Origin of the sequence: Tessaracoccus sp. OS52 (genome assembly GCF_020687685.1) — a bacterium.
In the GTDB taxonomy this organism is placed as follows: Bacteria; Actinomycetota; Actinomycetes; order Propionibacteriales; family Propionibacteriaceae; genus Arachnia.
The window spans coordinates 137,729-161,027 of the sequence record NZ_JAJEWM010000005.1 but is presented as its reverse complement, the minus strand read 5'-3'; the positions used below and the strand labels follow the sequence as shown (position 1 = coordinate 161,027).

Genomic DNA, 23,299 nt, shown 5'->3' with positions numbered 1-23,299 from the left:
CCAGGACCCGCATCGTCAATGCAATACCGTTGGGGCGTGCTCGGATACTTCGGCCCCGCGGGGACCTTCACCCATCAGGCGTTGCTCAAGATCACTGACGAAGAGGCCATCCCGTTCGCCACCGTCCCGGAGGCGCTCGACGCCGTGCGCGCCGGCCAGGTCGAGGGGGTCGTGGTGCCCATCGAGAACTCGGTCGAGGGCGGCGTGACCGCCACCCTGGACAAGCTCGGCATCGGGACGCCGCTGCGGATCGTCGCCGAGATCGTGATCCCGGTGGCGTTCGGACTCTACGTGCGGCCGGGCACCAGCCTCGACGACGTCACCAGCGTCCTCACACATGGGCACGCCGCCGCGCAGTGCCGCGAGTGGCTCGCGATGATGGTGCCGCAGGCACACATCGTCGAGGCCGGGTCCACCGCCGGGGCTGCCCAGGAGGTTTCGAACCCCGACTCCCGGCACGACGCGGCCGTCTGCGCCCGTGTCGCCGGCGAGCTCTACGGTCTCGAGGAGTTGGCCCACAACATCGAGGACAATCCCGGCGCCGTCACGCGCTTCGTCCTGGTCGCTCAGCCCGGCCCCGTCCCGGCGCGCACCGGCGCGGACAAGACCACCCTCGTGGCGTACATGCGCGAGGACCACCCCGGCGCCCTGCTGGAGATCCTCGAGCAGTTCGCCGGGCGGGGTGTGAACCTGTCCCGGATCGAGTCGCGCCCGACGAAGACGTTCCTGGGGAGCTACTGCTTCAACATCGACGCCGAGGGTCACCTCCACGACAAGCGGATGTCTGAGACCCTCATGGGTCTGCACCGCATCTGCCGCGAGGTCGTGTTCCTGGGCAGCTATCCGCGCGCCGACGGCGTCGAGCCCCAAATCCGCCGTGGTTTCGCGGACAAGGACTTTGAGGAGGCCGGGCGCTGGCTGGCCGACCTGGAGGAGCCGCTCGACGTCGATGAGTAGGTGGGTTCCCCTGATCGAGTGGCGCCTGTGAGGGACGAACGGGCGTGTGTCGAGATCGTCGGTTGGGGTGGGGGTCTCGACACGCGCCTCGGTCGCTGGCGCTCCCGAGCCGCTACTCGACCAGCGGGGAAGGGGCGCTCCCGAGCCGCTACTCGACCTGCGAGGTTCCCGCTGATCGAGTAGCGCCCGTGAGGGACGAGCGGGCGTGTGTCGAGATCGGTTGGAGTGGGGTGGGGGTCTCGACACGCGCCTCGGTCGCTGGCGCTCCCGAGCCGCTACTCGACCAGCGGGGGAGGGGCGCTCCCTAGCGCTACTCGACCTACGGGGGTTCCCGCTGCGCGTGTAGCATGACGGGTCGCCCAACCTAGGAAGCCGAATGAACTCTGTCCTGATCGCCGTACTGGTGATGCTCGTGCTCGCCGTCGTGCGGGTCCACGTCGTGCTGGCGCTGTTCATCGGCGCACTCGTCGGCGGACTCGTGGCGGGGCTGGGTCTCGACGGCACCATGGTCGCCTTCCAGGACGGCTTGGGGGCGGGCGCCAAGATCGCCCTCTCCTACGCCCTGCTCGGGGCGTTCGCGATGGCGGTGGCCCACTCCGGCCTCCCGCGACTGCTCGCCGAATGGCTGGTCCGCCGCCTCGGCGACCCGGAGAACCCTGACCAGCGCACCGTCGAGTGGACCAAGTGGGGCATCATCGCGGGCGTGCTGCTGATGTCGATCCTCAGCCAGAACCTCATCCCGGTCCACATCGCGTTCATCCCCCTCCTGATCCCGCCGTTGCTCGGGATCCTGAACCGTCTGCGCCTGGACCGCCGCCTCATCGCCTGCGTCCTCACCTTCGGCCTGGTGACCACCTACATGTACCTGCCGATCGGGTTCGGCCGGATCTTCCTGCACGACATCCTGTTGGGCAACATCGAGTCCGCCGGCCTGGACACCGCCGGTATCGACGTCATGGCGGCCATGGGCATCCCCGCACTCGGGATGGTCGCCGGGCTGCTGGTGGCGGTCTTGTTCACCTACCGCAAGCCGCGCGACTACGACCTCACCGTCGAGGTGGACGACGATGCCTCCCGGCCGGAGCGGATCTCCAGATACCGGATCGTCGTGGCGCTGGTCGCTATCGTCGCCTGCTTCGTGATCCAGGCCTGGATGACCGCGCTGGGGACCGAGGCAGACCCCCTCCTGGTCGGCGCCCTGGTCGGCCTGGCGCTGTTCATGATGACGGGTGTGGTCGGTTGGAGCGAGGCCGACAGGGTCTTCACAGGCGGCATGCGCATGATGGCCATGATCGGCTTCGTCATGATCACCGCCCAGGGTTTCGCGTCCGTCATGAACGCGACGGGCGACATCGCCACCCTGGTGGAGCGCAGCTCGGACCTCTTCGGCACCAACCGAGCCCTCGCGGCGACGGCGATGCTGCTGGTCGGGCTGGTGGTGACGATGGGGATCGGCAGCTCGTTCTCGACGTTGCCGATCATCACCGCGATCTACACGCCCCTGTGCCTGGCCCTCGGGTTCTCGCCGCTGGCCACGGTCAGCCTGATCGGCACCGCCGGTGCGCTGGGCGACGCAGGCTCACCCGCGTCGGACTCCACTCTCGGTCCCACGGCCGGACTCAACGCCGACGGCCAGCACGACCACATCCGCGGCAGCGTCATCCCCACCTTCCTGCACTTCAACATCCCGCTGCTCATTGCAGGCTGGATCGCGGCGATGGTCCTGTGACGAACCTGCAGGTCAGCGGGGGAGCCGCAGGCTGAGCGCGCCGGCCAGGACGCGGAAGTCGAGTTCCGACGCCTTGCCGATCACGTCGCCGTCGAGCTCGTAGAGCTGCTCGTCGGCGAGTTCGATCCGCACCGTCCGGCCCGTCTCGCGCCGCAGCGTGTCCGGGGTCGAGGTCTGCGCCAGCACTGCCGAGGCCATCGCGGTCAGCTCCACCCGATTGCTGGGGGACGCGACGAGGACGTCGAGGATCCCGTCGTTGGCGCTCGCCTCCGGCATCAGGGTCAGGCCGGCCTGGAGGTCGCTGACGTTGCACACCATGGTCAGTGAGGCGTCCGACTCGATCGGCTCGCGGTCGTCGATCCGGACGACCGTGCGCACCGGCCGCACCTTCACGTGGTTCAGGGCGGCCGCGACGTAGGCCGCGACGCCGATCTGGCGCTTGAGGTCCTCGTCGGTGTCGTTGAGGATGGCCGCGTCGACGCCGACGCCGCACATCACGACGGCGTGGTCGTCGGGCCGGCCGGGGGTGGAGACGTGCAGCACGTCGATCTGCCCCGTGCGCCCATCGAGTGCGACGTCGAGCGCTCGGTCAAGGTCCGTCGGGATCCCCATGTTCCCCGCGAGCAGGTTTCCCGTGCCCGACGGCAGGATCGCCAGGGTGCCGTCGGTCTCGGCCAGCGCACCGCAGACCACCCGCACGGTGCCGTCGCCGCCGGCCACCATGATCAGGTCGGGTTCGGCACGCAGCGCGGTGCGGGCCATCGCGCGTCCCGGGTCGTCGGCCGTGGTGGACAGCCACACCGGCGCGTCCCAGCCGCGCTCCACGAGCCGGCGCTCCACGAGATCCTTGAAGACGGTCTGGTCCAGCACCTTCGTGGGGTTGTACACGATGATCGCGCGCCGGCCCTTGCCGTCCTCCTTCGCGGTCCTCGGCACGTGGACGCCGCAGATCAGGCTGGCGAGGGTGGCGGTGAGCCCGCCCAGCAGGATGCCGCCGATGACGTCGCTGATTCGGCTGGCTCCCATCAACACGCGATCGACGGCGACGACGGCCACCACGGCCGGCCCCAGCACGCGCGCCACCAGGATCGAGAACCGGCTGCGCCTCGACACGGTGACCAGGACCACCACCATGATCCCGCCGGCCGTGGCCGCGACGGTGTGGGCCGCTGGGTAGGCGTAGCCCTGTTGGGTGATCAGGTAGTCCCACGCGGACCCGGGCCGCTCGCGCGCGAACAGTTCGGTGGCCAGCGTCGAGGCGCCGAAGGAGAGCGCTACGGCCATGACCAGCGCCCCCGCCAGCGACGTCAGCTGCCGACGGCTCGCCCACAGCGCCAGCCCCAGCAGCACCACGTAGATCACCACCGGCAGCGACACGATCGCGATCGCGGAGCCGATCTGTCCCAGCCAGTGCTGCTCGGGTGGGGGAGATAGCCGCCACAGCCCGTCGACGCCGTCGAGGGCCGGGAGCAGCAGGCTCCAGACTGTGAACGCGACGGCGAAGGCGACCGCCGAGAACACGGTGAAGCGAGCACGCTGCCAGTTGGTCATTGCCCGATTCTCGCACTGAGTAGGCTAAGCCGCATGATCGACCCGAAGTGGCTTCGCACGCACCCCGACCTCGTCCGGCGCTCCCAGGAAGCGCGCGGTGAGTCCGTCGAGATCGTCGACGAACTCGTGGCCGCCGACGAGGCCCGCCGCTCCGGCATCGCCGCCTACGAGTCGCTCCGGGCCGAGCAGAAGGACCTCGGCAAGTCGGTGGCGAAGGCGCAGGGCGAGGAGAAGGCCGCCCTCCTGGCGCGCACCAAGCAGCTGGCGACGGAGGTGAAGGCGGCGCAGGCGGCTTCGGCCGAGGCCGGGGCACGCTTCGACGAGCTCATCCTGCAGGTCGGCAACATCGTCGGCGACGGCGTCCCCCGCGGCGGTGAGGACGACGGCGTCGTGCTCGAGACCATCGGCACGCCCCGCGACTTCGCGGCGGAGGGCTTCGAGCCCAGGGACCACCTTGAACTTGGCGAGCTCCTGGGTGCCATCGACATGGAGCGCGGCGCCAAGATCTCCGGCTCCCGCTTCTACGTCCTGACCGGGATCGGAGCCCAGCTGGAGCTCGCCCTGCTGAACCTGGCCATGACCAAGGCCGCCGAGTGGGGTTTCACCGCGATGATCCCGCCGGCGCTGGTGAAGCCGTCGGCCATGGAGGGGACCGGCTTCCTCGGGCAGGCCGCCCAGGACGTCTACCACCTCCCCGACGACGACCTGTACCTCGTCGGAACCTCGGAGGTGGCGCTGGCGGCTTACCACTCCGACGAGATCCTCGAGGCGGACTCCCTCCCACGCCGGTACGCCGCCTTCAGTCCCTGCTTCCGTCGCGAGGCCGGCTCCTACGGCAAGGACACCCGCGGCATCTTCCGGGTCCACTGGTTCGACAAGGTCGAGATGTTCGTCCACTGCCGCCCCGAAGATGCCGAGGACTGGCATGAGAAGCTGCTCGGCTACGAGAAGGACTTCATCACCTCCCTGGAGATCCCGTTCCAGGTGCTCGATGTCGCCTCCGGTGACCTTGGTCTGTCGGCCGCCCGCAAGTTCGACTGCTACGCCTGGCTGCCCACCCAGCAGCGCTACCGCGAGATCACCTCCACCTCGAACTGCACGCAGTTCCAGGCGCGCCGCCTGTCCATCCGCTACCGCGGCGAGAACGGCACCGAGCCCGTCGCCACCCTCAACGGCACGCTCTGCGCGATGACCCGGATGATCATCATGCTGCTCGAGAACCACCAGCAGGCTGACGGCTCCATCCACGTCCCGCCGGCGCTGCGCCCTTACCTGGGTGGTCGGGAAGTCCTCTCCGCCCAGTGATGAACCTCCTGTTCGGGCTGCGGCAACCAGCTGTTCACCAGGCTGTGCCAGTTTGGCAGCAAGTTTTGAAGCAAAGGATCCGATGAGTTTCCATCCCAAACTGGTGGCCCTCGACATCGACGGCACCCTGGTCGACGGTTACGGCAGGATGCCCGACGACCTCCGCGACACCGTGCGTGACATCGCGGCCGGCGGGACCCCCGTCGTGCTGACCACGGGTCGTTCCTGGGTGTCCACCGAGCCGATCTTCGGGCACCTGGCCCTGCCCCCAGGCTGGGCGGTCGTCTCGAACGGCGCGATGGTGGTGCGCAACCCGCCGCTCGAAGTGGTCTTCGAGGAGCGCTTCGACCCGGCGCCGACGCTGGCCAAGGTCGTCGAGCGCGTCCCCCAGGCGCGGATCGCCGTCCAGGACGGGCTGCACTGGCGCGTCAGCCGGGCCTTTCCCGACGGCGAACTCCAGGGCGAGGTGGTGGTCGAGCCGCTGGAGGAACTGGCGTCGCGCCCCGTGTCCCGGATCGTGATCAGGGATCCGGACAGCACCGACGAGGACTTCCTGGAGCAGGTCGGCGACCTCGGGCTGCATGAGGTCTCCTACTTCATCGGCTGGTCGGCCTGGCTGGACATCGCCCCGGAGGGGATCGACAAGGCCCACGGGCTGCAGCGCGTCGTCGACGACCTGGGACTCCTGCCGGCCGACGTGCTGGCCATCGGGGACGGGCGCAACGACATCGAGATGCTCACCTGGGCCGGGCGAGGCGTGGCCATGGGCGACGCCGTCGACGACGTGCGGGCGGCCGCTGACCATGTCACCGGCACCTTCGAGTCCAATGGCGCGCTCACGGAACTGCGCCGCTGGTTCTGAAGACCCCGCGAACGAAACGGACCCCCGAGCCAATCCGGCTCGGGGGTCTGTCGTTCTACGGGGGTCTGTGTGTGTCAGGCGGCGGCGCTGCGACGGTGTCCGCGAATGACGTCCTGCGCCACTTCCATGACCTCTTCCGCGGTCACGGTGCGGGACTTCTTGAAGTCCGACGGCAGGCCCTCACGCTCGATGCGGCGCAGGTGGCGCTTGACCGTGGAGACCGAGCAGCCGACGCGCGCGGCGATGGCGCTGAGCGGTTCGTTCGGGTTGGCAGTGCGGAGGCGGTGGATCTCGGCACGGTCGAACTGGCGGCCCGAGGAGACGCCCGCGTAGGAGTCGAAGTCGTCGTCCTCAAGGCTGACCCCGAGCCGGGCGCGGATCTCCTGGCGCTGGCGACGGGTGGTGCCGGCGACGAAACCGCTCACGTCGAACTTGGTGACAGCGTTGGTGAGGCACTGCGCGAACATCGGGCACTCGGCGCACATCTTCTCTGCCTGGGTCCGCAGCATGGCCTGCTCCCGGCGGTGCGTCTGGTTGTTGACGCTCTGGGTCTCGTCCAGCAGCGGGTGGAGGTAGACGTTGGTGTACTCGACGCACGGCGTGACCTGCGAGTCCTGGATGACTGTCACTTGAGGCTCCCTTCCATCCCCCGTGCTTGTCCACCGGGGGCCTGATTGACTGTCGCTATTCACTCTGGCGGAACGCCGACGACAATGGCAGTCGAAATCGTGGGGGCAACTACCCGACTTGAATGGGTACCGTGTACTCACCTAATTAGGTAGCGATACTCAGTCAACTCTGAACTGGGTGGTGGGGGACCATGAGTAGCCGTTAACCCCATGTTCACCCTCCCGGTGTCGCGCCTAGTCAAACGTGCGACTTCGTCACCCCGCAGTGGACCGTCTCGTTCACTTTCGCCTGAGTAGGTACTCAGGGCAGGGGTCGGGGCGCATTGTCGGAGGAGAACTGTAGATTCGGCGAGTACGACGAAAAGGACGGGACAAATGGAATATCGCAAGCTCGGGAACTCCGGATTCAAGATCAGCGCGGTCACCTACGGCAACTGGCTCACCCACGCCTCGCAGGTGGAGAACGAGCGCGCCCACGCGTGCGTCCGCGCGGCACTGGATGCCGGCATCACCACCTTCGACACCGCGGACGTCTACGCCAACACGGCGGCCGAGGTCGTGCTCGGCGACGCCCTGAAGGGTCAGCGTCGAGAGTCGCTGGAGATCATGACCAAGGTCTACTTCCCCACCGGCCCCAAGGGCCCGAACGACACGGGGTTGTCCCGCAAGCACATCCGCGACAGCATCAACGGCTCGCTCCGGCGGCTGCAGACCGACTACGTCGACGTCTACCAGGCGCACCGCTACGACGTCGAGACCCCGCTCGAGGAGACGATGCAGGCCTTCGCCGACGTCGTTCGCCAGGGCAAGGCGCTCTACATCGGGGTGAGCGAGTGGAACGCCGAGCAGCTTCGTGCCGGGCACGCCCTTGCGGCTGAGCTTGGCTTCCAGCTCGTCAGCAACCAGCCGCAGTACTCCATGCTGTGGCGGGTGATCGAGGACGAGGTGGTGCCGGCGTCGCGGGAACTCGGGATCTCGCAGGTGGTGTGGTCGCCGGTGGCGCAGGGCGTCCTGACGGGCAAGTACCTGCCGGGACAGCCGGTGCCGGAGGGGAGCCGGGCCACCGACGCCAAGGGCGGCCAGAGCATGATCTCGCGGTGGATGCGCGACGACGTCCTCACGGCCGTGCAGGGCCTGCGTCCCATCGCCGACGACCTTGGCATCACGATGGCGCAGCTCGCGGTGGCGTGGGTGCTGTCAGAGGACAACGTCGCCACGGCCATCATCGGAGCCTCCAGGCCGGAGCAGATCGCGCCGAGTGCCGAGGTGAGCGGGCTCAAGCTGGAGGCGGACATCCTGGCGAGGATCGACGAGGTGCTGGGTGACCTCGTCGAGCGTGACCCCGGCAAGACCGAGGCGCCCAAGCACCGGCTGGTCTGAGGGCCTTTCGGCAAGCTCAGGGAAGCGGGTGTCGCAGGAGGCAACGGGTGTGGCTCCTGGAACCGGAGGGGCTCAGTCGATGTGGGACAGGTCGTCCACGGCTGGCCCCTCGAGCAGCTTGCCGTCGGCTGCGAAGCGGGAGCCGTGGAGGGGGCAGTCCCAGCTGCGCTCGGCGTCGTTCCAGCGCAGCACGCCACCCAGGTGGGTGCACACCCCGGAGACCCGGCAGGTGACACCGTCGACGGTGGACTGAGCCACCACCGTCGTCCCCTCACGCCCGACGCTGCCCTCCCCCTCGGCCGGGGGCTCCGGCTTGTGCAGCACGGTCCTGGCCCAGTCACCGGCCAGGGTGGCCGCGACCTCGGCGTTGGTTGTGACGGCCTCGACGATGCCCGCCGGCTTGGTGAGGCGCGTGCCCAGCGTCTGGGCCCATTCCATGTGTCCGCCCAGGATCTGGCCGGAGAGCGAAAGCGCAGCCGCGACGGCGTTCGACAGGCCCCACTTGTTGTAGCCGGTAGCAAGCCAGATCGCGCCGCCGCCCCGGGGCAGTTCGCCGACGAAGGGCACCCGGTTCAGGGTGCGGTAGTCCTGAGCCGACCACGCGTGGGTGCGTTCGGCGCCCGGGTAGTGCATGCCGGTCCAGGACGCCAGGTCCTCGACGGCCGCGCGCTCGGAGTCGGTGCGTGCGGTCACGTGGCCGTTGCCGCCCACCAGGAGCAACTCGCCGTCGGCCACGGCCGCGCTGCGCAGGCTGCGGCCCTCGCCGTCGATTCCCAGGTACATGCCCTGCGGGATCGAGGGTGCGTCGCCGGGGACGCGGAAGGACACGATGTAGGAGCGCTGCGGGACGAGCTTGGCGAAGTAGCCGCCGCGGTCGAGGATTGGAGTGCCGGTGGCGAGGATCAGGCGGTCGGCGTGGACGTCGCCCTGCGAGGTCCGGATCCGCATCGGGGACTTGGACTCCGCGTCCTTGACCCGGACACCCTCGATGACCACGCCCCCGTGTGACCGCAACTCGGCCACCAGGGCCTGGAGCACCGGCATTGGGTGCAGCTGTGCCTGATCCTGCACGACGATGGCGCCGGTCACGTCGAAAGGCAGTTCGGTCTGGTCGGTCCAGTGGGCATCCAGCCCGCCCACCTTGGCCGCCTCGAGTTCGGCACGGAGCTCCTTGGCGCCCTCGGGCGTCGTGGCATAGGTGAAGGCCGGGCGCGGCTGGAGTTCCTGCCCCTGTTCGGCCAGGAAGCGACGCAGCCAGGCCGCGCCCTCAAGGTTGCCCTCGACGTAGGCCCGCAGCACGTCGTCGGAGTGGAAGCGGCGGATCTGGCTCAGCACGGTGCCCTGCAGCACCGACAGCTTGCCGGTGGTCCCACCCGTGGTGACCGCGCCGATCCGGCGGGCCTCGAGGACGGCGACGGTGTGCCCGGCGCGGGCGAGGAGGACGGCGGCGCTGAGTCCGGTGAGTCCCGCGCCGGCGACGACGGTGTCATATCGCGCGCCCGGCTCCAGCACGTCGGGGGAGGGTTCCAGCGGATGGGTCGCATGCCACAGGGATTCCATGACAGATCCTAACCCGGGCAGGGTCCCCTTCTCAGGGAACAGCTCCGGGTCGGTTCAGGTCTGGACCCGATGGCCATGGCCGCATCACGTCCATAGATTCGGGACTCAGGGAATCCGGACCAACGAGTGGCCCGGTTCCGCGCAAGGAGCCGCTGTGTACGCCCGTATGATCGCCAAGGACTTCGTCCGCAACCGTGGCGTCACGGTCCTGCTGGTGGTCCTCATGATGCTGTCGGTGCTGCTGGCTACGGCGAGCGCCGGCACGCTGGTCCGGCTGGTCGGTGCCTCGGACAACCTGATGGAACAGGCGAAGGCGCCCCACGTCGCGCAACTGCATGCCGGGGACTACGAGGCCGCGCCCGTCGACCAGTGGGTGGTGGGCCGCGACGACGTCGAACACCACCAGGCGATGCTCATGCTGGGCATCGACGGCGCGAACCTGCTCTTCGACGGCACGGCCCAGACCGCCAACATCCAGCAGAACTCGCTGGTGGTCCCGAACCCCTCCCACGATGTCCTCCTCGACCTCGACAACCGAGCGATCACGGAGGTCGCACCGGGGTCCATCGTGCTGCCCGTCTACTACGACGTCGAGACGGGCCTGGTCGTCGGAGACCAGGTGGTAGTCACCGCGGCCGACGGTTTCCGCAAGGAGTTCGTCGTCGCGGGCTTCGCGCGGGATGCCATCATGAACCCCGCCGTCGCCAGTTCCAAGCGCCTCGCGGTCGCGCCGTCGGACCTCGCGGAGGTGGCGGCCCACACCGGGTCGCGGGAGTACCTGATCGAGTTCTGGCTCAAGGACCCGGCGACCCAGACCGCGGCTTTCGAGAAGGCCTACCTGGATTCGGACCTTCCCAAGGCCGGGCAGATGGTGGACGCGGCCACGTTCCGCCTGTTCACGATGATCGGCGACGGCCTGGTGGCCGCCGTGGTGATCCTGGTCTCGGTCCTGCTGCTCGGCGTCGGCATGCTGTGCCTGCGGTTCGCGTTCCTGACCGCCGCCGAGCAGGACCGGCGCGAGATCGGGGTGCTCAAGGCGATCGGCGTGCCCGCCGGCGAGACCAAGAGCACCTACCTGGTGAAGTATGCCGTGCTTGCCGGCTTGGCGACCCTCCTCGGGTTGCTGGTCGGCCGGCTGCTGATTCCCGTGCTGACCAGCAGCATCACCCGCTACATGGGCTCGGTGCCGAGCGTCTGGGACTGGGCCGCGCCGGCGCTGGCGGCGGTGGCCGTGTTCGCCATCCTGGTCGGCTTCGTGGCGGTGCTGCTGCGGCGATTCGACCGCATCAGCGCGGTCGAGGCCCTCGGGTCCGGCCCGGCGGGCAGGCCGGTCCCTGGCTGGTTCCGCCCGCGCCTGCACCGATCCCGGCTGCCGCTGAACTTCACCCTCGGTGCGATGGACGTGGCGGGCCGCCTGCCCACCTACCTGCTGCTCGTCGGCGTCTTTGCCGTCAGCACCTTCATCATGGTCGTCCCCATCAGTTCGGCCGCCACCGCCAACGCGCCCGACTTCATCCGTTACATGGGCACCGGACCGGTCGACCTGCGCATCGACCTGCGCCAGAGCGGCGGCGAAACCGCCCCGGCCTTCGACGCCGCCGTCGCCCAACTGAGGTCCGACCCGCAGGTGGCGGCGATCGCCCCCATGGTGACCACCCGGCAAGCCACCGTCGACAAGGACGGCAACGAGGCCAGCCTCTACGTCGAGAACGGCGACCACGCCGCGCTGCCGGTCACCTACGCCGACGGCCGCGCGCCCGCGACGGACTGGGAGATCGCCCTGTCCCTGCTGGCGCTCAACCAGGCGGGGCTGCAAGTGGGAGACAAGCTCCCGATCGAGACCGGGGGGCAGTGGCGCGAGCTGTTGGTCGTCGGCAGCTACCAGGACATCACCAACGGTGGCCGGACGGCCAAGGGCATGCTTGACACCGTCGGCGAGGAGGTCATGTGGTACGTGGTCGGGGTGGACCTGGCCGCCGGTGCGGACGTGGCCGCCAAGGCCTCCCAGCTCTCCTCCGAGCTCGCACCCGCCACCGTCGCCGACATCGCGCAGTGGCGCTCCCAGACCCTGGGCCCGATCGCGGGGCAACTGGGCGGCGCGGCCGCGGTCGCCGCCGTCGCGGCCGTCCTCCTGGCGGTGGTCATGACCGCGCTGTTCACGCGGATGCTGCTGGCACGCGACGCTGCCCCGATCGCCGTCCAGCGCGCCCTCGGAACCGGCGAGGCCGGCATCCGGACGCAGTATCTGACCCGCATCCTGCTGGTCCTGCTCCTCGGCGTCGTCGTCGGGGCCGTGGCGGCCAACACCGTCGGGGAGGGGGTGTTCAACCTCATGTTCGAGGCCATGTTCGGTGGCCTGGAGACGCTGGGGCAGGGCACCAGCCGGATCGCCTTCGACGTCAACCCGCTGCTCACGATGCTGGCGCTCCCGCTGGTCCTGCTGACCGCCGTCGCGCTGGCCGCCTCCGGAGCACTGCACCGGGGCAACGCCCAGACCATCTCCACACTCACCATCGAATGAGGAAGACACCATGACCGCCACCATTGATTCCACCAGGCCCACCGGACCCGACGACGCGTGGGCGCTGCTCGAGGCCCGCGGGCTGACAAAGTCCTACGCCGGGCACGAGGTGCTGCACGGCGTGGACCTCCGCGTCCATCGGGGCGAGTTCCTCACCGTGATGGGCCCATCCGGCTCGGGCAAGTCCACCCTGCTGCACACGATGAGCGGCATGGACGCAATGACGTCGGGCTCCGCGTTCGTGGCAGGCCAGGAACTGGCGGGCCTTGATGAGCTCCAGCTGGCCAGGCTGCGGCTGACCACCATCGGATTCGTGTTCCAGCAGGTGCACCTGCTTAGGAACCTCTCGCTGCTGGACAACGTCGTGCTTCCGGCCTATGCCGCGGGGCTGCGGTCCCGCTCGGAGATCAACGAGCGTGCCCTGGCCCTCATGGAGCGGACCGGCGTCGCCCACCTCGCCCACCGCGACGTAACGGAGGCCTCCGGCGGGCAACTGCAGCGGGTCGGCATCTGCCGCGCCCTGATCAACGACCCAGTCGCCCTGCTGGGCGACGAGCCAACCGGAGCGCTGGACAGCCACGCCGCGGCCGAGGTGATGGACATCCTGGGCGAACTGAACGCCGAGGGCACCACGATCATGTTGGTCACCCACGACGTGCAGGTGGCGGCCCGGTCCAGCCGGGTGCTCTATATGCTCGACGGTGCGATCGTCGCCGACCGCCAGCAGGGCCGCTACGACCAGCAGGACCTGGCGCAGCGCCACCTCGAACTGACGCGCTGGCTTCCCCAGCTCGCCGCCTGATCAACCCCAGACCGCGGTGGCGCCGGAGTGCCCGGCCAGCAGGACCAGCACGAGGCCCGCGAGCGCTGCGGCGGCGACGACCACAGCCAGCGCCAGCCAAAGCGGCCGGCTGGCGTCGGGTCGCCGGTCCAGCCAGATGAGGGCCGGCAGCGCGACGGCGAGCGCGACCGCCGGGACCGGGACCCACGTCCCCCAGGCCTGGTGCGCCTGGGCGGCGGGGCTGCCGCCGCCCATCGAGGCCAGGAACGCCTCCCCCGAGACGCGTGCACCGATCGCGGCCAATCCGGCAGCGATGGCGAATCCAGCGGTCAGCCACCCGTAGCGATCACGGGCCGGCCGCACGAACACCAGCAGCAGCGCACCCGCCGCCGCGAGCGGAACCAGGATGACAGCGGCGTGCACCACCAGCGGGTGCAGCGGCAGGCCCAGGATGTCCACCGCACTCACCCCGTGACGGCGTCGCCGTCGCGATCCAGCACGTACCAGACGCCCTGGACGCCCTGGCCAGTGGTCTGGCCGGGCTCGGTGTCACCGATCCAGTAGTAGAGCGGCCAGCCGTTGTACGTGGCCTGCACCGTGCCGTCGGGCTTGGTGAAGGAGCCCAGCTTGGAGTCGTCGACGCCCTCGCCCTCCGTCGGGACGCCGATCAGCGGTGGCCAGTTGACCAGGCACTGCCCCTCGCAGACGCTGGCGTCGGCGTTCTGGGTGTCCTTGGTGAACAGGTAGAGCGTCAGGCCGTTGCCGTCGACGAGAATCTCGCCGAGGTCGGAGTCGGCCAGCTTCAGTGCGAGCGCCCCGTCGCTCGGCGCCGTGGCTGACTCCGAGGACTCCGGAGTGCTGGCTTCGTCGGTCGACTCCGACTCGGAGGTCTCGGGCTCGGAGGTCTCGGGCTCGGAGGTCTCGGGCTCGGAGGTGGCGGGTGCCGCCGTCGTGGCCTCCGTGGTGGCGGGGGTCGTGTCCGCCTCGATGGGGCCGGCGCCGGAGCAGCTGGCGAGGACGACGGCGGCGAAGATCGCCGCGGCCGGGTGGATCAAGCGTGCGAGTGACACCATGGTTTCCTCCTGTGTTGAGAAAGGTTCCTCTCCCTTGGTACGGCCCCAGGACGCCAAAGGATTGCGTCGGCGCGCAATCCTTCGGGCCGCCTCGCCCGTGTCAAGGGTTGTGAACCTGTTCCCGCTGACCGATCGCGCCGGTGACGCCGCGCTCGTGGCCGGGATGGCGGTCGACGACGAGGCGGCCGCCGTCGCCTTCGTGCGCCGGTTCCAGGCCAGGGTCTTCGGGCTGGCGGTCTCCATCACCCACGACCGCGCGCTGGCCGAGGACATCGCACAGGAAGCGTTCCTGCGGGCGTGGCGGGCGGCCTCCACCTTCGACCCGCGGCGCGGCTCGGTGCTCGGCTGGCTCCTCACGATCACCCGCAACCTCGGCATCGATGCCCTGCGGGCGCGCCGGAGCGTGCCGACGGAGTCCGCCGACCTCGAGTTGCTGCTGGCCCGGACCCTGGAGGGGCCACCGGATGCGGCGGCGGGCGTGGAGACCCTGGCCGCCGTCGCCCGCCTCCGGGCACTGCCGGCCGACCAGGCGCGGGCGGTGGTGCTGGCCGTGATTGGCGGCCGGACGGCCGCGGAGGTGGCCGAGCACGAGGGCATCCCCCTGGGGACCGCCAAGACGAGGATCCGCACCGGGCTGTTGCGGTTGCGGCAGGCGATGGAGAGCGAGCATGACTGACCGGCACCTTGATGAGGACGAGCTCCTCGACGTCGCCCTGGGCTCGGGTGATGCGCAGACCCGCGACCGGTTCAATGCCCACCTGGCGGACTGCCCGGACTGCCAGGCCCGCTACACCGAACTCGACGAGGCGATGCGCGAAGCCCTCGTCGCCGCGCCTGCCGTCGCTCCACCGGCGGGCTTCGAGGGCCGGGTGCTGGCCAGCCCCGACGTCGCCCCCCGCCTCCGGCAGCGCCCCCGGGCGTGGGTGCCGCTGCTCGCGGCGGCCGCGGCGGTGGTGCTGGGGCTGGTCGCCGGGATCGGCGGCACGCTCGCCTACCTCGGAGCGCAGCCCCCGGACGCAGAGACCCTGGCCAGCAGCGTGCTGACCACCGAGGGCGGCGACGTCGTCGGGACCGCTGCGCTCGCCAGCGTCGACGACGAGGAGTTCCTCCTGCTGAGCATCACCGCGGGTCGGGCCGGCGTTGCCTACGACTGCATTCTCGTCGCCGACGACGGGAGCCGCACCTCGGGCGGTTCCTGGGAGCTGGCGCAGGGCCCGTACGGGTCTGGTGGGTCGGGCGTGTGGGTTGTGCCGGTCCCCGACGAGCGGCCGGTTTCCGTGGAGCTGCGGGTGGACGACGCCACGACGTGGGCCCGCGCCGAGTTCTGAAGGCCCCCTTGGCGCTCCCGGCCTGAAGAGCGGTGCTTGCGGGTCCGACTGCCAACCCTCATGCGCCACACTTGCGGCTCGCGGTAGATTCGCCCGCGAGCCGGCGGTTGGAGGAATGGACGTGGAGGCTGAACCTACGAGCGGGCGCGCGCTGAACCCGGCCGAAGTCCGTGGCGGGCGGAGCGCCGACGAGACGACGCCCGAGGCAGACCCTTCGACACTGCTGGACGCCATGCTCGAGTCGATCTCCGAGGACCACCTGACGGTGCTGGTGCTTGCCGGAGGACCGGGCGAGTCCGAGGTGTGGGCCGAGCACCTGCCCAATGCGACCGTGGTCCGGGTGAGGAGCGACGCCGACCCGACCGGGAGAGTGTCCGAGCGGATCATCATCAGGACCGGGTCGTCGGCTGAGCAGGCCTTCCTCGACGACCTCGCAGCGGAGTTCTCCCCCCACCTCGTGCTTGATCGTGGGACCCCGGATCCGGTCCTCACGTTCAGATCGCTGTTCCCGGCGCTCGCGCCGGGCGGGCTGTACGTGGCAGACGGCAGCGACGTCGGCGCAGAACCGGGAACCGACGGCGACCAGCCCGAACCCTGGGGCGCCGGACTGACCGTCCTCATCCAGGGCCTGTTCCCGGAGGGTGACGCTGCGCCGAAGGACGCGTTCGACGCGTACTGCCGGCAGACGGTCGCCTCTGCCGAGACGCCGGGAAACTCGACGGTGGTCAGGAAGCGCAGCGACGTCGGCGGGCGCTACACCCGACGCTCCGTCGCCGACCTCGCGCCTGACGCGGTGGTCCTTGAGCCCGGCCGCTACCTTCGGATCCCGGCGGTGGCCGTGGACGCGTCTCGTGAGGTGGAGGCTGCCTTTAGGCGGCTTCAGGTTGATTCACCGGTGCTGATGCCTCCGATGGCGAGCGCCGTGCGCAGCGACGTCCGGGTGGTGGGGGGAGGGGTCGCGATCACGCCGGAGGGTCACATCCTGTCCGAGACCCTGAACTGCGCCCAGAACCTGCCCGCCTTCGAGTCCATGCTGAAGTTCGCGGGAGGCCGGGCCTGGTCCAACGGGTTGGTCTTCGAACCCGACGAGGTCATCCCCGCAGACCGGGAGCGGCCACTGGTGCTGCTCAAACAGGTGTGGGACGCCAACTACGGCCACTGGCTGCTGGACGCGCTGCCGAAGGTCGCGGCCATCGCAGGCCTGCATGATCCGCAAAAGGTGCGGCTCGTGCTCAACATCCGTCGCGGCGGGATGCTGAAGGTGGTTCGCGAGACCCTCGCGATGGCGGGCTTCCGGGAGGACCAGCTGGTGTTCATGGACAATCGCCCCCGGCTGTTCCGCGAACTGACGGTGCTGGGCACCGTCTCGGTGCATCCGACGCGAAAGGCCCCCCGCGCGTTCGCGTGGCTGGCGGAGCTGGGCCGCGAGCTGCCGGAGGGCAAGCGGGACCGGATCTACGTCTCCCGCAACAAGTACCACCGACGCAGGCTGGAGAACGAGGAGGAGTTGCTCCCGGTGCTCCACGAGTTCGGCTACGAGGTGGTGCACCCCGAGGAGCTGGACTTCGCGGGCCAGGTGTCTCTCTTCAAGGGGGCGTCCTTCGTCGCAGGCAACATGGGCGCCGCGCTGTCCAACCTGGCCTTCTCCCCGGAGGGTGTCACCGTGGTGGCGCTTGCCACGCAGGGCATGAAGCACGACTTCTTCTACGACCTCGTGTGCCACAAGCGCGGCCGGTACCGCGGACTCCAGGGCTGGGCGACGCAGGATCCCGACGACATCGGCTCCAACTTCACCGTCGCCCCCGAGCGTCTGCGGGAGGTGCTGGAGTGGGCACACCGGCCCACGGCGGCAGCTTGAACTCCTCCGCTGGAAGCGGTGGCCCAGCCAGTAGGCTGATGCCCACCGAGGGCAACAGGAGGCACGCATGAAGCAGGTTATGGTCATCTACGGCACCCGCCCCGAGGCCGTGAAGATGGCGCCGCTGATCAAGGCCCTTGAGGCGTCGGAGGTGCTCACGCCGGTCGTGGTGAGCACCGGGCAGCACCGCGAGATGATGGACCAGGTCAACGAGTGGTTCGGGATCGAGCCGGACCTCGACCTGAAGGTGTTCAAGGACGGTCAGTCCCTGACGGAGCTGGCCTCCCGCATCCTCGACGGCCTCCCCAAGGTCTGGGAGGAGTACCACCCGGACGCCGTGGTCGTGCAGGGTGACACCACCACCGTTGCCATCGCGGCCATCGCCTGCTTCTACAACCAGATCCCGGTGGTGCACCTGGAGGCCGGCCTCCGGTCGGGTGACATCATGTCTCCCTTCCCCGAAGAGGCCAACCGCAAGCTGGCCGGCCAGGTCACGTCGCTGCACCTGGCTCCGACGACGACGTCACGGGACAACCTGCTTCGCGAGGCCATCGACCCGGGGATCATCGCCGTGGTGGGCAACACCGTGATCGATGCCCTGGAGTGGACCGCCGCGCACGACGTCGAGTTCAGCGATCCCCGCCTTGCAGCGGAGGCCGCCGCCGGGCGCCGGATGGTCCTGCTGACCACGCACCGCAGGGAGAACTGGGGGGAGCCGATGGCCCACATCGGACTGGCCGTCGCCGAGCTGGCCCGCCGCTTCCCCGAGTACCTGTTCGTGTTCCCGGCACACAAGAACCCGCTGGTCCGGGCCGCCATCGTCCCCTTGGTCGCCGACATCGAGAACGTGGCCGTCGTCGAGCCGCTCGACTACCCCCAGTTCGTCCATGCCCAGAAGTGGGCAGACATCATCCTGACCGACTCCGGCGGTGTGCAGGAGGAGGCTCCCAGCTTCGGCAAGCCGGTGCTGGTGCTGCGCGACAACACCGAGCGCCCCGAGGCTGTGGTGGCGGGGACGGTCCGGCTGGTGGGCACCGACAAGGACCGGATCGTCGCCGCGACGGCGGAACTGATCGATGACCGGGAGGCATACGCGCGAATGAGCCACGCGGTCAACCCCTATGGGGACGGTCATGCCGCCGAGCGCAGCGTCGCCGCCATCGCGGAACTGCTGGGGGTCGGACAACGGCTGCCCGACTTCGGCACGCAGGAACAATGAACGCCGACGAGCGGGCCACGGGTGACGCGGACGCCGTTGGCCTGGCGTGTGCTCCCGAACCGGCGACCGTGGTCGCTGTCGGTGGCTCGGTGGCGGTGGCTGATGCACACCACCGGGAACTGTTCGGCCAGCACTGGCTCGAGGGTGCCCACAGTGTCCTTGACGCCATCTCGCAGGTGAGCACGGACGCCGGAACCCCGGCAGTGCTCACAGTCCTCGACACCCGCCCCGAGGTCTGGCTCGAAGCGGCGACGGCCGCGTTCGACGGTTCCCTCGGCCGTGGTTTCGACCGCCTGGTCATCGTCGCGGCCCAGCACTCGCTGGTGGTGGTGGAGACACTCGCCGAGGCGGATCTCCCCGTCGCCCTCGCCGTGGACGCCGTCTCCCGGCGTCGCGGCCGGTCCGTCACCGGATTCAGGCGGCGGGATGCAGGTGATCTACCTCTCACGCCCCTCCTGACGGGGCTGCGCAACGGTCTGGAACCTTCGGTCCTCACCGTCCGGGACCGGATCGTGAGCGCGCCCTCGGCGCCGGCCGAGCCGATGGACCAGGACGGGGGCAGGGTGCGCGAACCGGAGGCCGCGGTCACGGCGTCGGCGGAGCGGGCTGGTGCCCTCGCCGCCGAAATGGAGCAGTTGAGGAGTCGCGAGGCCGCGCTCGCCGCTGAGCTGGCCACCGCCCGCAAGCGCTACGCCAGCCTTTCGAACTCCCTGCTGGGCGGCGCGACCCTGAAGTACTGGGCTTGGCGAAGGAAGTGGCGCCGATGAGCAGTGGGTACACCTCTGAACTGTCGATCGTGATCCCGACGTACCGGGGGCCCGGGAGGCTCGAGGCGGCGCTGGGGTCGCTGGCCGCCCAGACCGCGGACCCGGACCGATACGAGGCAGTGGTGGTGGTCAACGGTCCCGCCGATGGGTACGCGGAGGCGCTGGACCGGGTCCGCGTCGATCATCCGCGCCTGCGGGTCAGGGCAACCTTCATCGACGAGGCGGGCGCCGGCAATGCCCGCAACGTCGGCGTCGCGCACGCAGGTGGAGAGTTCGTCACTTTCCTGGACGACGACGACTGGCTCCAACCTGAGTTCGTGCGGCTCGGACTGGCCAACGTCGCCCAGGGCCGCATGGTGGTGCTTCCGCTCATCGACCAGGTGAGTGAGTCCGGTGAACTCGTCCAGAGCCGGTACGGACGGTTCACGGAGGCAGCCGCCGGGCAGGTGCATCCCATCGGCGCGCAAGCCTGGCCGCTCGCCTTCAACGCGTGCAAGTTCGTCCCACGGGAGGTGGCGCTGCGGCACCGGTTCGACGTCGACCTTCGCAGCGGTGAGGACTTGGTCTACTTCGCCGGATACCTCACCGAGGACCTGGAGGTCGCCTTCGTCTTCGCTCCCGACGCGCACTACGTCCGGGTGCTGCGGGCAGGCTCGGTCTCCAGGCAGGAGGAGTCCTACGACTTCCGCGTGACCCAGCGGCTGGCGTGCATCCAGAGACTCGACGCCCTTGACCTGCCGCTCGGTGGCCGGGGAGACGTTGCCCGCCTCCATCTGATGCGCTCGCAGGCGCAGTCGGTCAGGGTGTGGCTGGAGGCGCATCCGGAGGACCGCAGGCGGGCCCGGGCCGCCGTGGCCGCCTCCGGGATCCAGCGCTTCCCGGAAGGGGTGTTCTCCCCGGGACCGGCCGACGACGTCGCGTTCTGTTACGCCTTCGTTCCCGCCGCCGACACCAGCGCCATCGTGGCCGCCAAGGTCCTTGCCGGGCGTGGGCGCAGCGTCGACGTGATCTCCAACGACATGTCCCTCGTCCGTGATCTGGACCCGCAGCTGGCGGAACTCACGCAGGACGTGCTCAACGAACACCTCGAACTGAAACTCCCCGTGGACTTCTACAGCGGCGCCGCGCTGTCGGCGTACGCGCTCGACGCCTTCCTCACAGCGGAGCGCCGCCACCGCCAGCGACCCTATCGACGCGTCTACTCGCGCGCGCTCTGGGCCCCTTCACACGCCGCCGCAGCCCTGTTCAAGCTGCGCCACTGGCCCGTGGTCTGGTCAGCCGAGTTCTCCGACCCGCTGCGGTTCAGCACCCGCGGCGGCGAGCGGCGCTCACCCATCGTCGACGACGAGGTCACGCGGGAGCTCAGGGCCGCTCTCGCAGCCCGTGGACTCGGTCACCTGGAGCTGCCCGGCACCTTCGCGCTGGTGGAGGCGGCCACCATGGCGCTGGCCGACGAGCTGATCTTCACCAACACCCGGCAGCAACGGGTGATGCTGGAGCGCTGGGACGACGACTCAATCACCTCCCGGGTGATGGCCAGGTCCACCGTCCGTCCGCACCCCGAACCGCCTCCGGAGGCTTACACGGCGCACCCCTGTGACATCGAGTTGCCGCATGGGGTCACCAACATCGGATACTTCGGCAACCTCTACCCCAACAGGGGAATGGGGGCAGTTCTCGATGCCCTGGACAGCCAGGCGCCGGAGGACAGGACAGCCGTCCACCTCCATGTGTTCACCAGCGACGTGGCGGGCATCACCGCTGAACTGGCCGGCCGGCCGTCGAGGGACCAGGTCACCGTCCGCGGCTACCTGCCGTACTTCGAGTTCCTCAACCTGACCACCAGGCTGGACGTGCTGCTGGTCACAGACGTCGTGATCGGCGAGGCCATGAGCGTCAACCCGTACCTCCCGTCGAAGCTGAGCGACTACCGGGGCTCTGGCCGGCCGATCTGGGCACTGGTGGACCGCGACTCCCCGATGTCGGAACTCAGCTTCGAGTACGTGTCACCCGCCGCCGACGTCGAGGCCATCAGGGCCACTCTCGATGTGATTGCAGGCGCCGCGGCCCACGGGGTTCCTCGCGAAGCTGGGCACTGAGCCACTCAGTCCTCCCGGTGGTCCCAGCGGGTCGTCGCTCGGGGCCGGCGCGCCGTGGGGAGGAAACCGGTGGCAGGGTCGAACCTCACCACCACCAGCGGTTCCGGTGAGACCGAAGCCAGACGCACCCGAATGGCGCCTTCGGAAGCGAGGTCCACAGCCAGATCGTCCCGGGTGGTGATCGCCGTCAGGAACGCGACCTGCGCTCCCCGTCGGCTGAAGCGGAGGCTGTGGGCCGGGGCGCGTCGGCCCTCGCCGACGGCCACCCAGCCCGCCTGCGGCTCGGTACGCCCGAACCGGTCCTCCACGGCATTGACGGGCAGCAACTGGGTGAGCACGGCGCTGCCAGCCGGGTCCGTCAGCCGCGCCGTCTGACCATCAGGTGAGAGCTCCGAGGAGCTGAAGCTGGCGCCGAACTGCCAGGTCTGGTTGACGGTGACCGGCTTCGGAGCGGTTATCGCGTCGCGCACGACCAGCACATCCAGGGCCGGGATGTGCAGGATGGAGCGGGTCCGCATCACGTCGGGGTAGGCGTAGCCGCCCAGGTGGAGCAGATGGACCTCGTGGTCATCGTCGAGTGTGAACCGCGACTGGTGCAGCAGCTCGGTGCCCTTGTCCCAGCAGTAGCCGCCGGCGCCCTCGACGGTCACCATCGAATGGGAGGTCTCGGCCAGTTCGTACTGCCGGATGGCCTTGTCGCCGTAGCCGGTGAAGCCCGGGTCATCCAGGACGGGCCGTCCACCGGTGTACCAGAGGACGGACGTGTGGTCGCGGTGGCCGTGGATCCGCCTGAACGTCCCGTAGCGCACCGTGAGGTGGGACTCATCGGGGTAGGGTCTCGCCTCGCCCCAACCGGAACGGATGAAGCCCCAGCCGTCGTCGTAGAACATGGACCGGGCGGGCGGAGGCGTCCCGGTCTCGCCGCCTGTCGCCGGGAACTCGAACTCGGTCCCTGCGAGGCTGGGCAGCTGCGCGAAGCGCGAGTCGCCGACCGGCACCATCACGCGGTCTGGCCTGGTGGCCCACGACAGGAATGCCGGTATCTGGTCGCGACGGCGCAGCGCCGGCGTGATCGGCAGGCCAGCGCGTTTCAGCTCCTCGCTCACCACTCCCAGGCGCTGATAGATGTAGAGCGCATACGTGGTGGCCTGCTCGGCCACGACCCCCTGCCCGTCGACGAGGGCGGGCGCCGCCTCCTCAACCCGGTCGGCAGCAACCTGGCACACCTCCGCATCACCGAGCGCCCGACCTGCCTGCAGGAGAGCGATGTCCTGGTCGAGGCCGTGGTTCCACGCACCCTCGTAGTTGTTCGGATCCGCCAGGAACTCCGCGTGCAACTGAAGCGCCTCGCGCATCCGTGCATCAGGGCTGAAGCCGGCCGCGTAGAGGTAGGCCAGTGTGGCGGTGCGGAGCGCCACCGGGTGGCCGTGCCAGGCGGGGGAGTCGTCGGGGGTGCCGCGGACCCGGAGCCAGCGGTGGGCCAGCACGTCGGCCTGCCGGGCCTGGGAGGAGTCTCCTGTGCTGCGGTAGCTCTCGGTGAGCACGCGCAGATGGTTGAGGTTGTGGAGGCGGAACTCCGGCGTGGGTTGGCCCGAGTAGAAGTCCCACCGGGAGGTCTCGTCGATCGAGTGCTCGTCCAGGCCGGGTTCCTGGTAGCGGTCCGCCATGAGTCGGTCGAGG

Annotated in this window: 19 protein-coding genes; 13 read left to right on the top strand and 6 right to left on the bottom strand. The window is 69.6% G+C overall.

From position 1 onward, the window contains the following. Positions 1-36 precede the first annotated feature (36 nt). Both pheA and LKO27_RS14225 read left to right on the top strand, forming a co-directional pair. Positions 37-957: a prephenate dehydratase gene (pheA, locus tag LKO27_RS14230; protein WP_227738175.1), complete on the top strand. Its 921-nt coding sequence runs from the start codon at positions 37-39 to the stop codon at positions 955-957. Between the two features lie 376 nt (positions 958-1,333). Next, on the top strand, positions 1,334-2,686 hold the full coding sequence (locus LKO27_RS14225) for a Na+/H+ antiporter family protein (RefSeq protein ID WP_227738174.1): 1,353 nt from the start codon (positions 1,334-1,336) through the stop codon (positions 2,684-2,686). Positions 2,687-2,698: 12 nt separating this feature from the next. Here the strand turns inward: LKO27_RS14225 and LKO27_RS14220 are convergent, their stop codons facing one another. Further along, entirely contained in the window at positions 2,699-4,237 is a 1,539-nt protein-coding gene (locus LKO27_RS14220; protein WP_227738173.1) for a diacylglycerol kinase family protein, read from the bottom strand. Positions 4,238-4,270: 33 nt separating this feature from the next. Between LKO27_RS14220 and serS the strand changes: the two genes are divergently transcribed. Next, complete coding sequence (gene serS, locus LKO27_RS14215) at positions 4,271-5,542, top strand: serine--tRNA ligase (protein ID WP_227738172.1); 1,272 nt, start codon at positions 4,271-4,273, stop codon at positions 5,540-5,542. Between the two features lie 82 nt (positions 5,543-5,624). Further along, positions 5,625-6,404, top strand: a complete 780-nt coding sequence (locus tag LKO27_RS14210) for an HAD family hydrolase (protein ID WP_227738171.1) — start codon at positions 5,625-5,627, stop codon at positions 6,402-6,404. A gap of 74 nt (positions 6,405-6,478) precedes the next feature. On the opposite strand, the gene LKO27_RS14205 is transcribed toward LKO27_RS14210, so the two are convergent. Continuing rightward, the gene (locus LKO27_RS14205) at positions 6,479-7,033 is read right to left on the bottom strand and encodes a WhiB family transcriptional regulator (protein WP_227738170.1); all 555 of its coding nucleotides are present in this window, start codon (positions 7,031-7,033) and stop codon (positions 6,479-6,481) included. A gap of 375 nt (positions 7,034-7,408) precedes the next feature. Between LKO27_RS14205 and LKO27_RS14200 the strand changes: the two genes are divergently transcribed. Beyond that, positions 7,409-8,413, top strand: coding sequence for an aldo/keto reductase family protein (locus LKO27_RS14200; RefSeq protein WP_227738169.1), 1,005 nt, complete (start codon positions 7,409-7,411; stop codon positions 8,411-8,413). A 72-nt stretch (positions 8,414-8,485) separates the two neighbouring features. Here LKO27_RS14200 and LKO27_RS14195 read toward each other — a convergent pair whose 3' ends face one another. After that, positions 8,486-9,973 carry an FAD-dependent oxidoreductase gene (locus LKO27_RS14195; protein WP_227738168.1) on the bottom strand — a complete coding sequence of 496 codons (1,488 nt, stop codon included), beginning with the start codon at positions 9,971-9,973 and terminating at the stop codon, positions 8,486-8,488. 154 nt (positions 9,974-10,127) lie between these two features. Between LKO27_RS14195 and LKO27_RS14190 the strand changes: the two genes are divergently transcribed. Continuing rightward, on the top strand, positions 10,128-12,494 hold the full coding sequence (locus tag LKO27_RS14190) for an FtsX-like permease family protein (RefSeq protein WP_227738167.1): 2,367 nt from the start codon (positions 10,128-10,130) through the stop codon (positions 12,492-12,494). Between the two features lie 10 nt (positions 12,495-12,504). Further along, positions 12,505-13,296, top strand: a complete 792-nt coding sequence (locus LKO27_RS14185) for an ABC transporter ATP-binding protein (RefSeq protein WP_227738166.1) — start codon at positions 12,505-12,507, stop codon at positions 13,294-13,296. Here the strand turns inward: LKO27_RS14185 and LKO27_RS14180 are convergent, their stop codons facing one another. Both LKO27_RS14180 and LKO27_RS14175 read right to left on the bottom strand, forming a co-directional pair. Next, positions 13,297-13,743, bottom strand: coding sequence for a DUF2231 domain-containing protein (locus LKO27_RS14180; protein ID WP_227738165.1), 447 nt, complete (start codon positions 13,741-13,743; stop codon positions 13,297-13,299). After that, on the bottom strand, positions 13,740-14,348 hold the full coding sequence (locus LKO27_RS14175) for a hypothetical protein (protein WP_227738164.1): 609 nt from the start codon (positions 14,346-14,348) through the stop codon (positions 13,740-13,742). Before LKO27_RS14175 ends, LKO27_RS14180 begins: the two co-directional genes overlap by 4 nt. A gap of 109 nt (positions 14,349-14,457) precedes the next feature. Here LKO27_RS14175 and LKO27_RS14170 point away from each other — a divergent pair, with 109 nt between their 5' ends. The 6 genes from LKO27_RS14170 to LKO27_RS14145 all read left to right on the top strand — a co-directional run bounded on the left by LKO27_RS14170 (position 14,458) and on the right by LKO27_RS14145 (position 21,619). After that, positions 14,458-15,024, top strand: a complete 567-nt coding sequence (locus tag LKO27_RS14170) for an RNA polymerase sigma factor (RefSeq protein WP_227738163.1) — start codon at positions 14,458-14,460, stop codon at positions 15,022-15,024. Then, positions 15,017-15,676, top strand: a complete 660-nt coding sequence (locus LKO27_RS14165; RefSeq protein ID WP_227738162.1) for an anti-sigma factor — start codon at positions 15,017-15,019, stop codon at positions 15,674-15,676. The genes LKO27_RS14170 and LKO27_RS14165 overlap by 8 nt, the downstream gene beginning before the upstream one ends. 121 nt (positions 15,677-15,797) lie before the next feature. After that, on the top strand, positions 15,798-17,534 hold the full coding sequence (locus LKO27_RS15685; protein WP_227738161.1) for a glycosyltransferase family 61 protein: 1,737 nt from the start codon (positions 15,798-15,800) through the stop codon (positions 17,532-17,534). Between the two features lie 67 nt (positions 17,535-17,601). After that, complete coding sequence (gene wecB / locus LKO27_RS14155; RefSeq protein WP_227738160.1) at positions 17,602-18,753, top strand: non-hydrolyzing UDP-N-acetylglucosamine 2-epimerase; 1,152 nt, start codon at positions 17,602-17,604, stop codon at positions 18,751-18,753. Then, complete coding sequence (locus LKO27_RS14150) at positions 18,750-19,520, top strand: hypothetical protein (protein ID WP_227738159.1); 771 nt, start codon at positions 18,750-18,752, stop codon at positions 19,518-19,520. The genes wecB and LKO27_RS14150 overlap by 4 nt, the downstream gene beginning before the upstream one ends. Beyond that, positions 19,517-21,619, top strand: a complete 2,103-nt coding sequence (locus tag LKO27_RS14145; protein WP_227738158.1) for a glycosyltransferase — start codon at positions 19,517-19,519, stop codon at positions 21,617-21,619. Before LKO27_RS14150 ends, LKO27_RS14145 begins: the two co-directional genes overlap by 4 nt. A gap of 5 nt (positions 21,620-21,624) precedes the next feature. Here the strand turns inward: LKO27_RS14145 and LKO27_RS14140 are convergent, their stop codons facing one another. Further along, positions 21,625-23,286, bottom strand: coding sequence for a heparinase II/III family protein (locus LKO27_RS14140; RefSeq protein WP_227738157.1), 1,662 nt, complete (start codon positions 23,284-23,286; stop codon positions 21,625-21,627). Positions 23,287-23,299 lie beyond the last annotated feature (13 nt).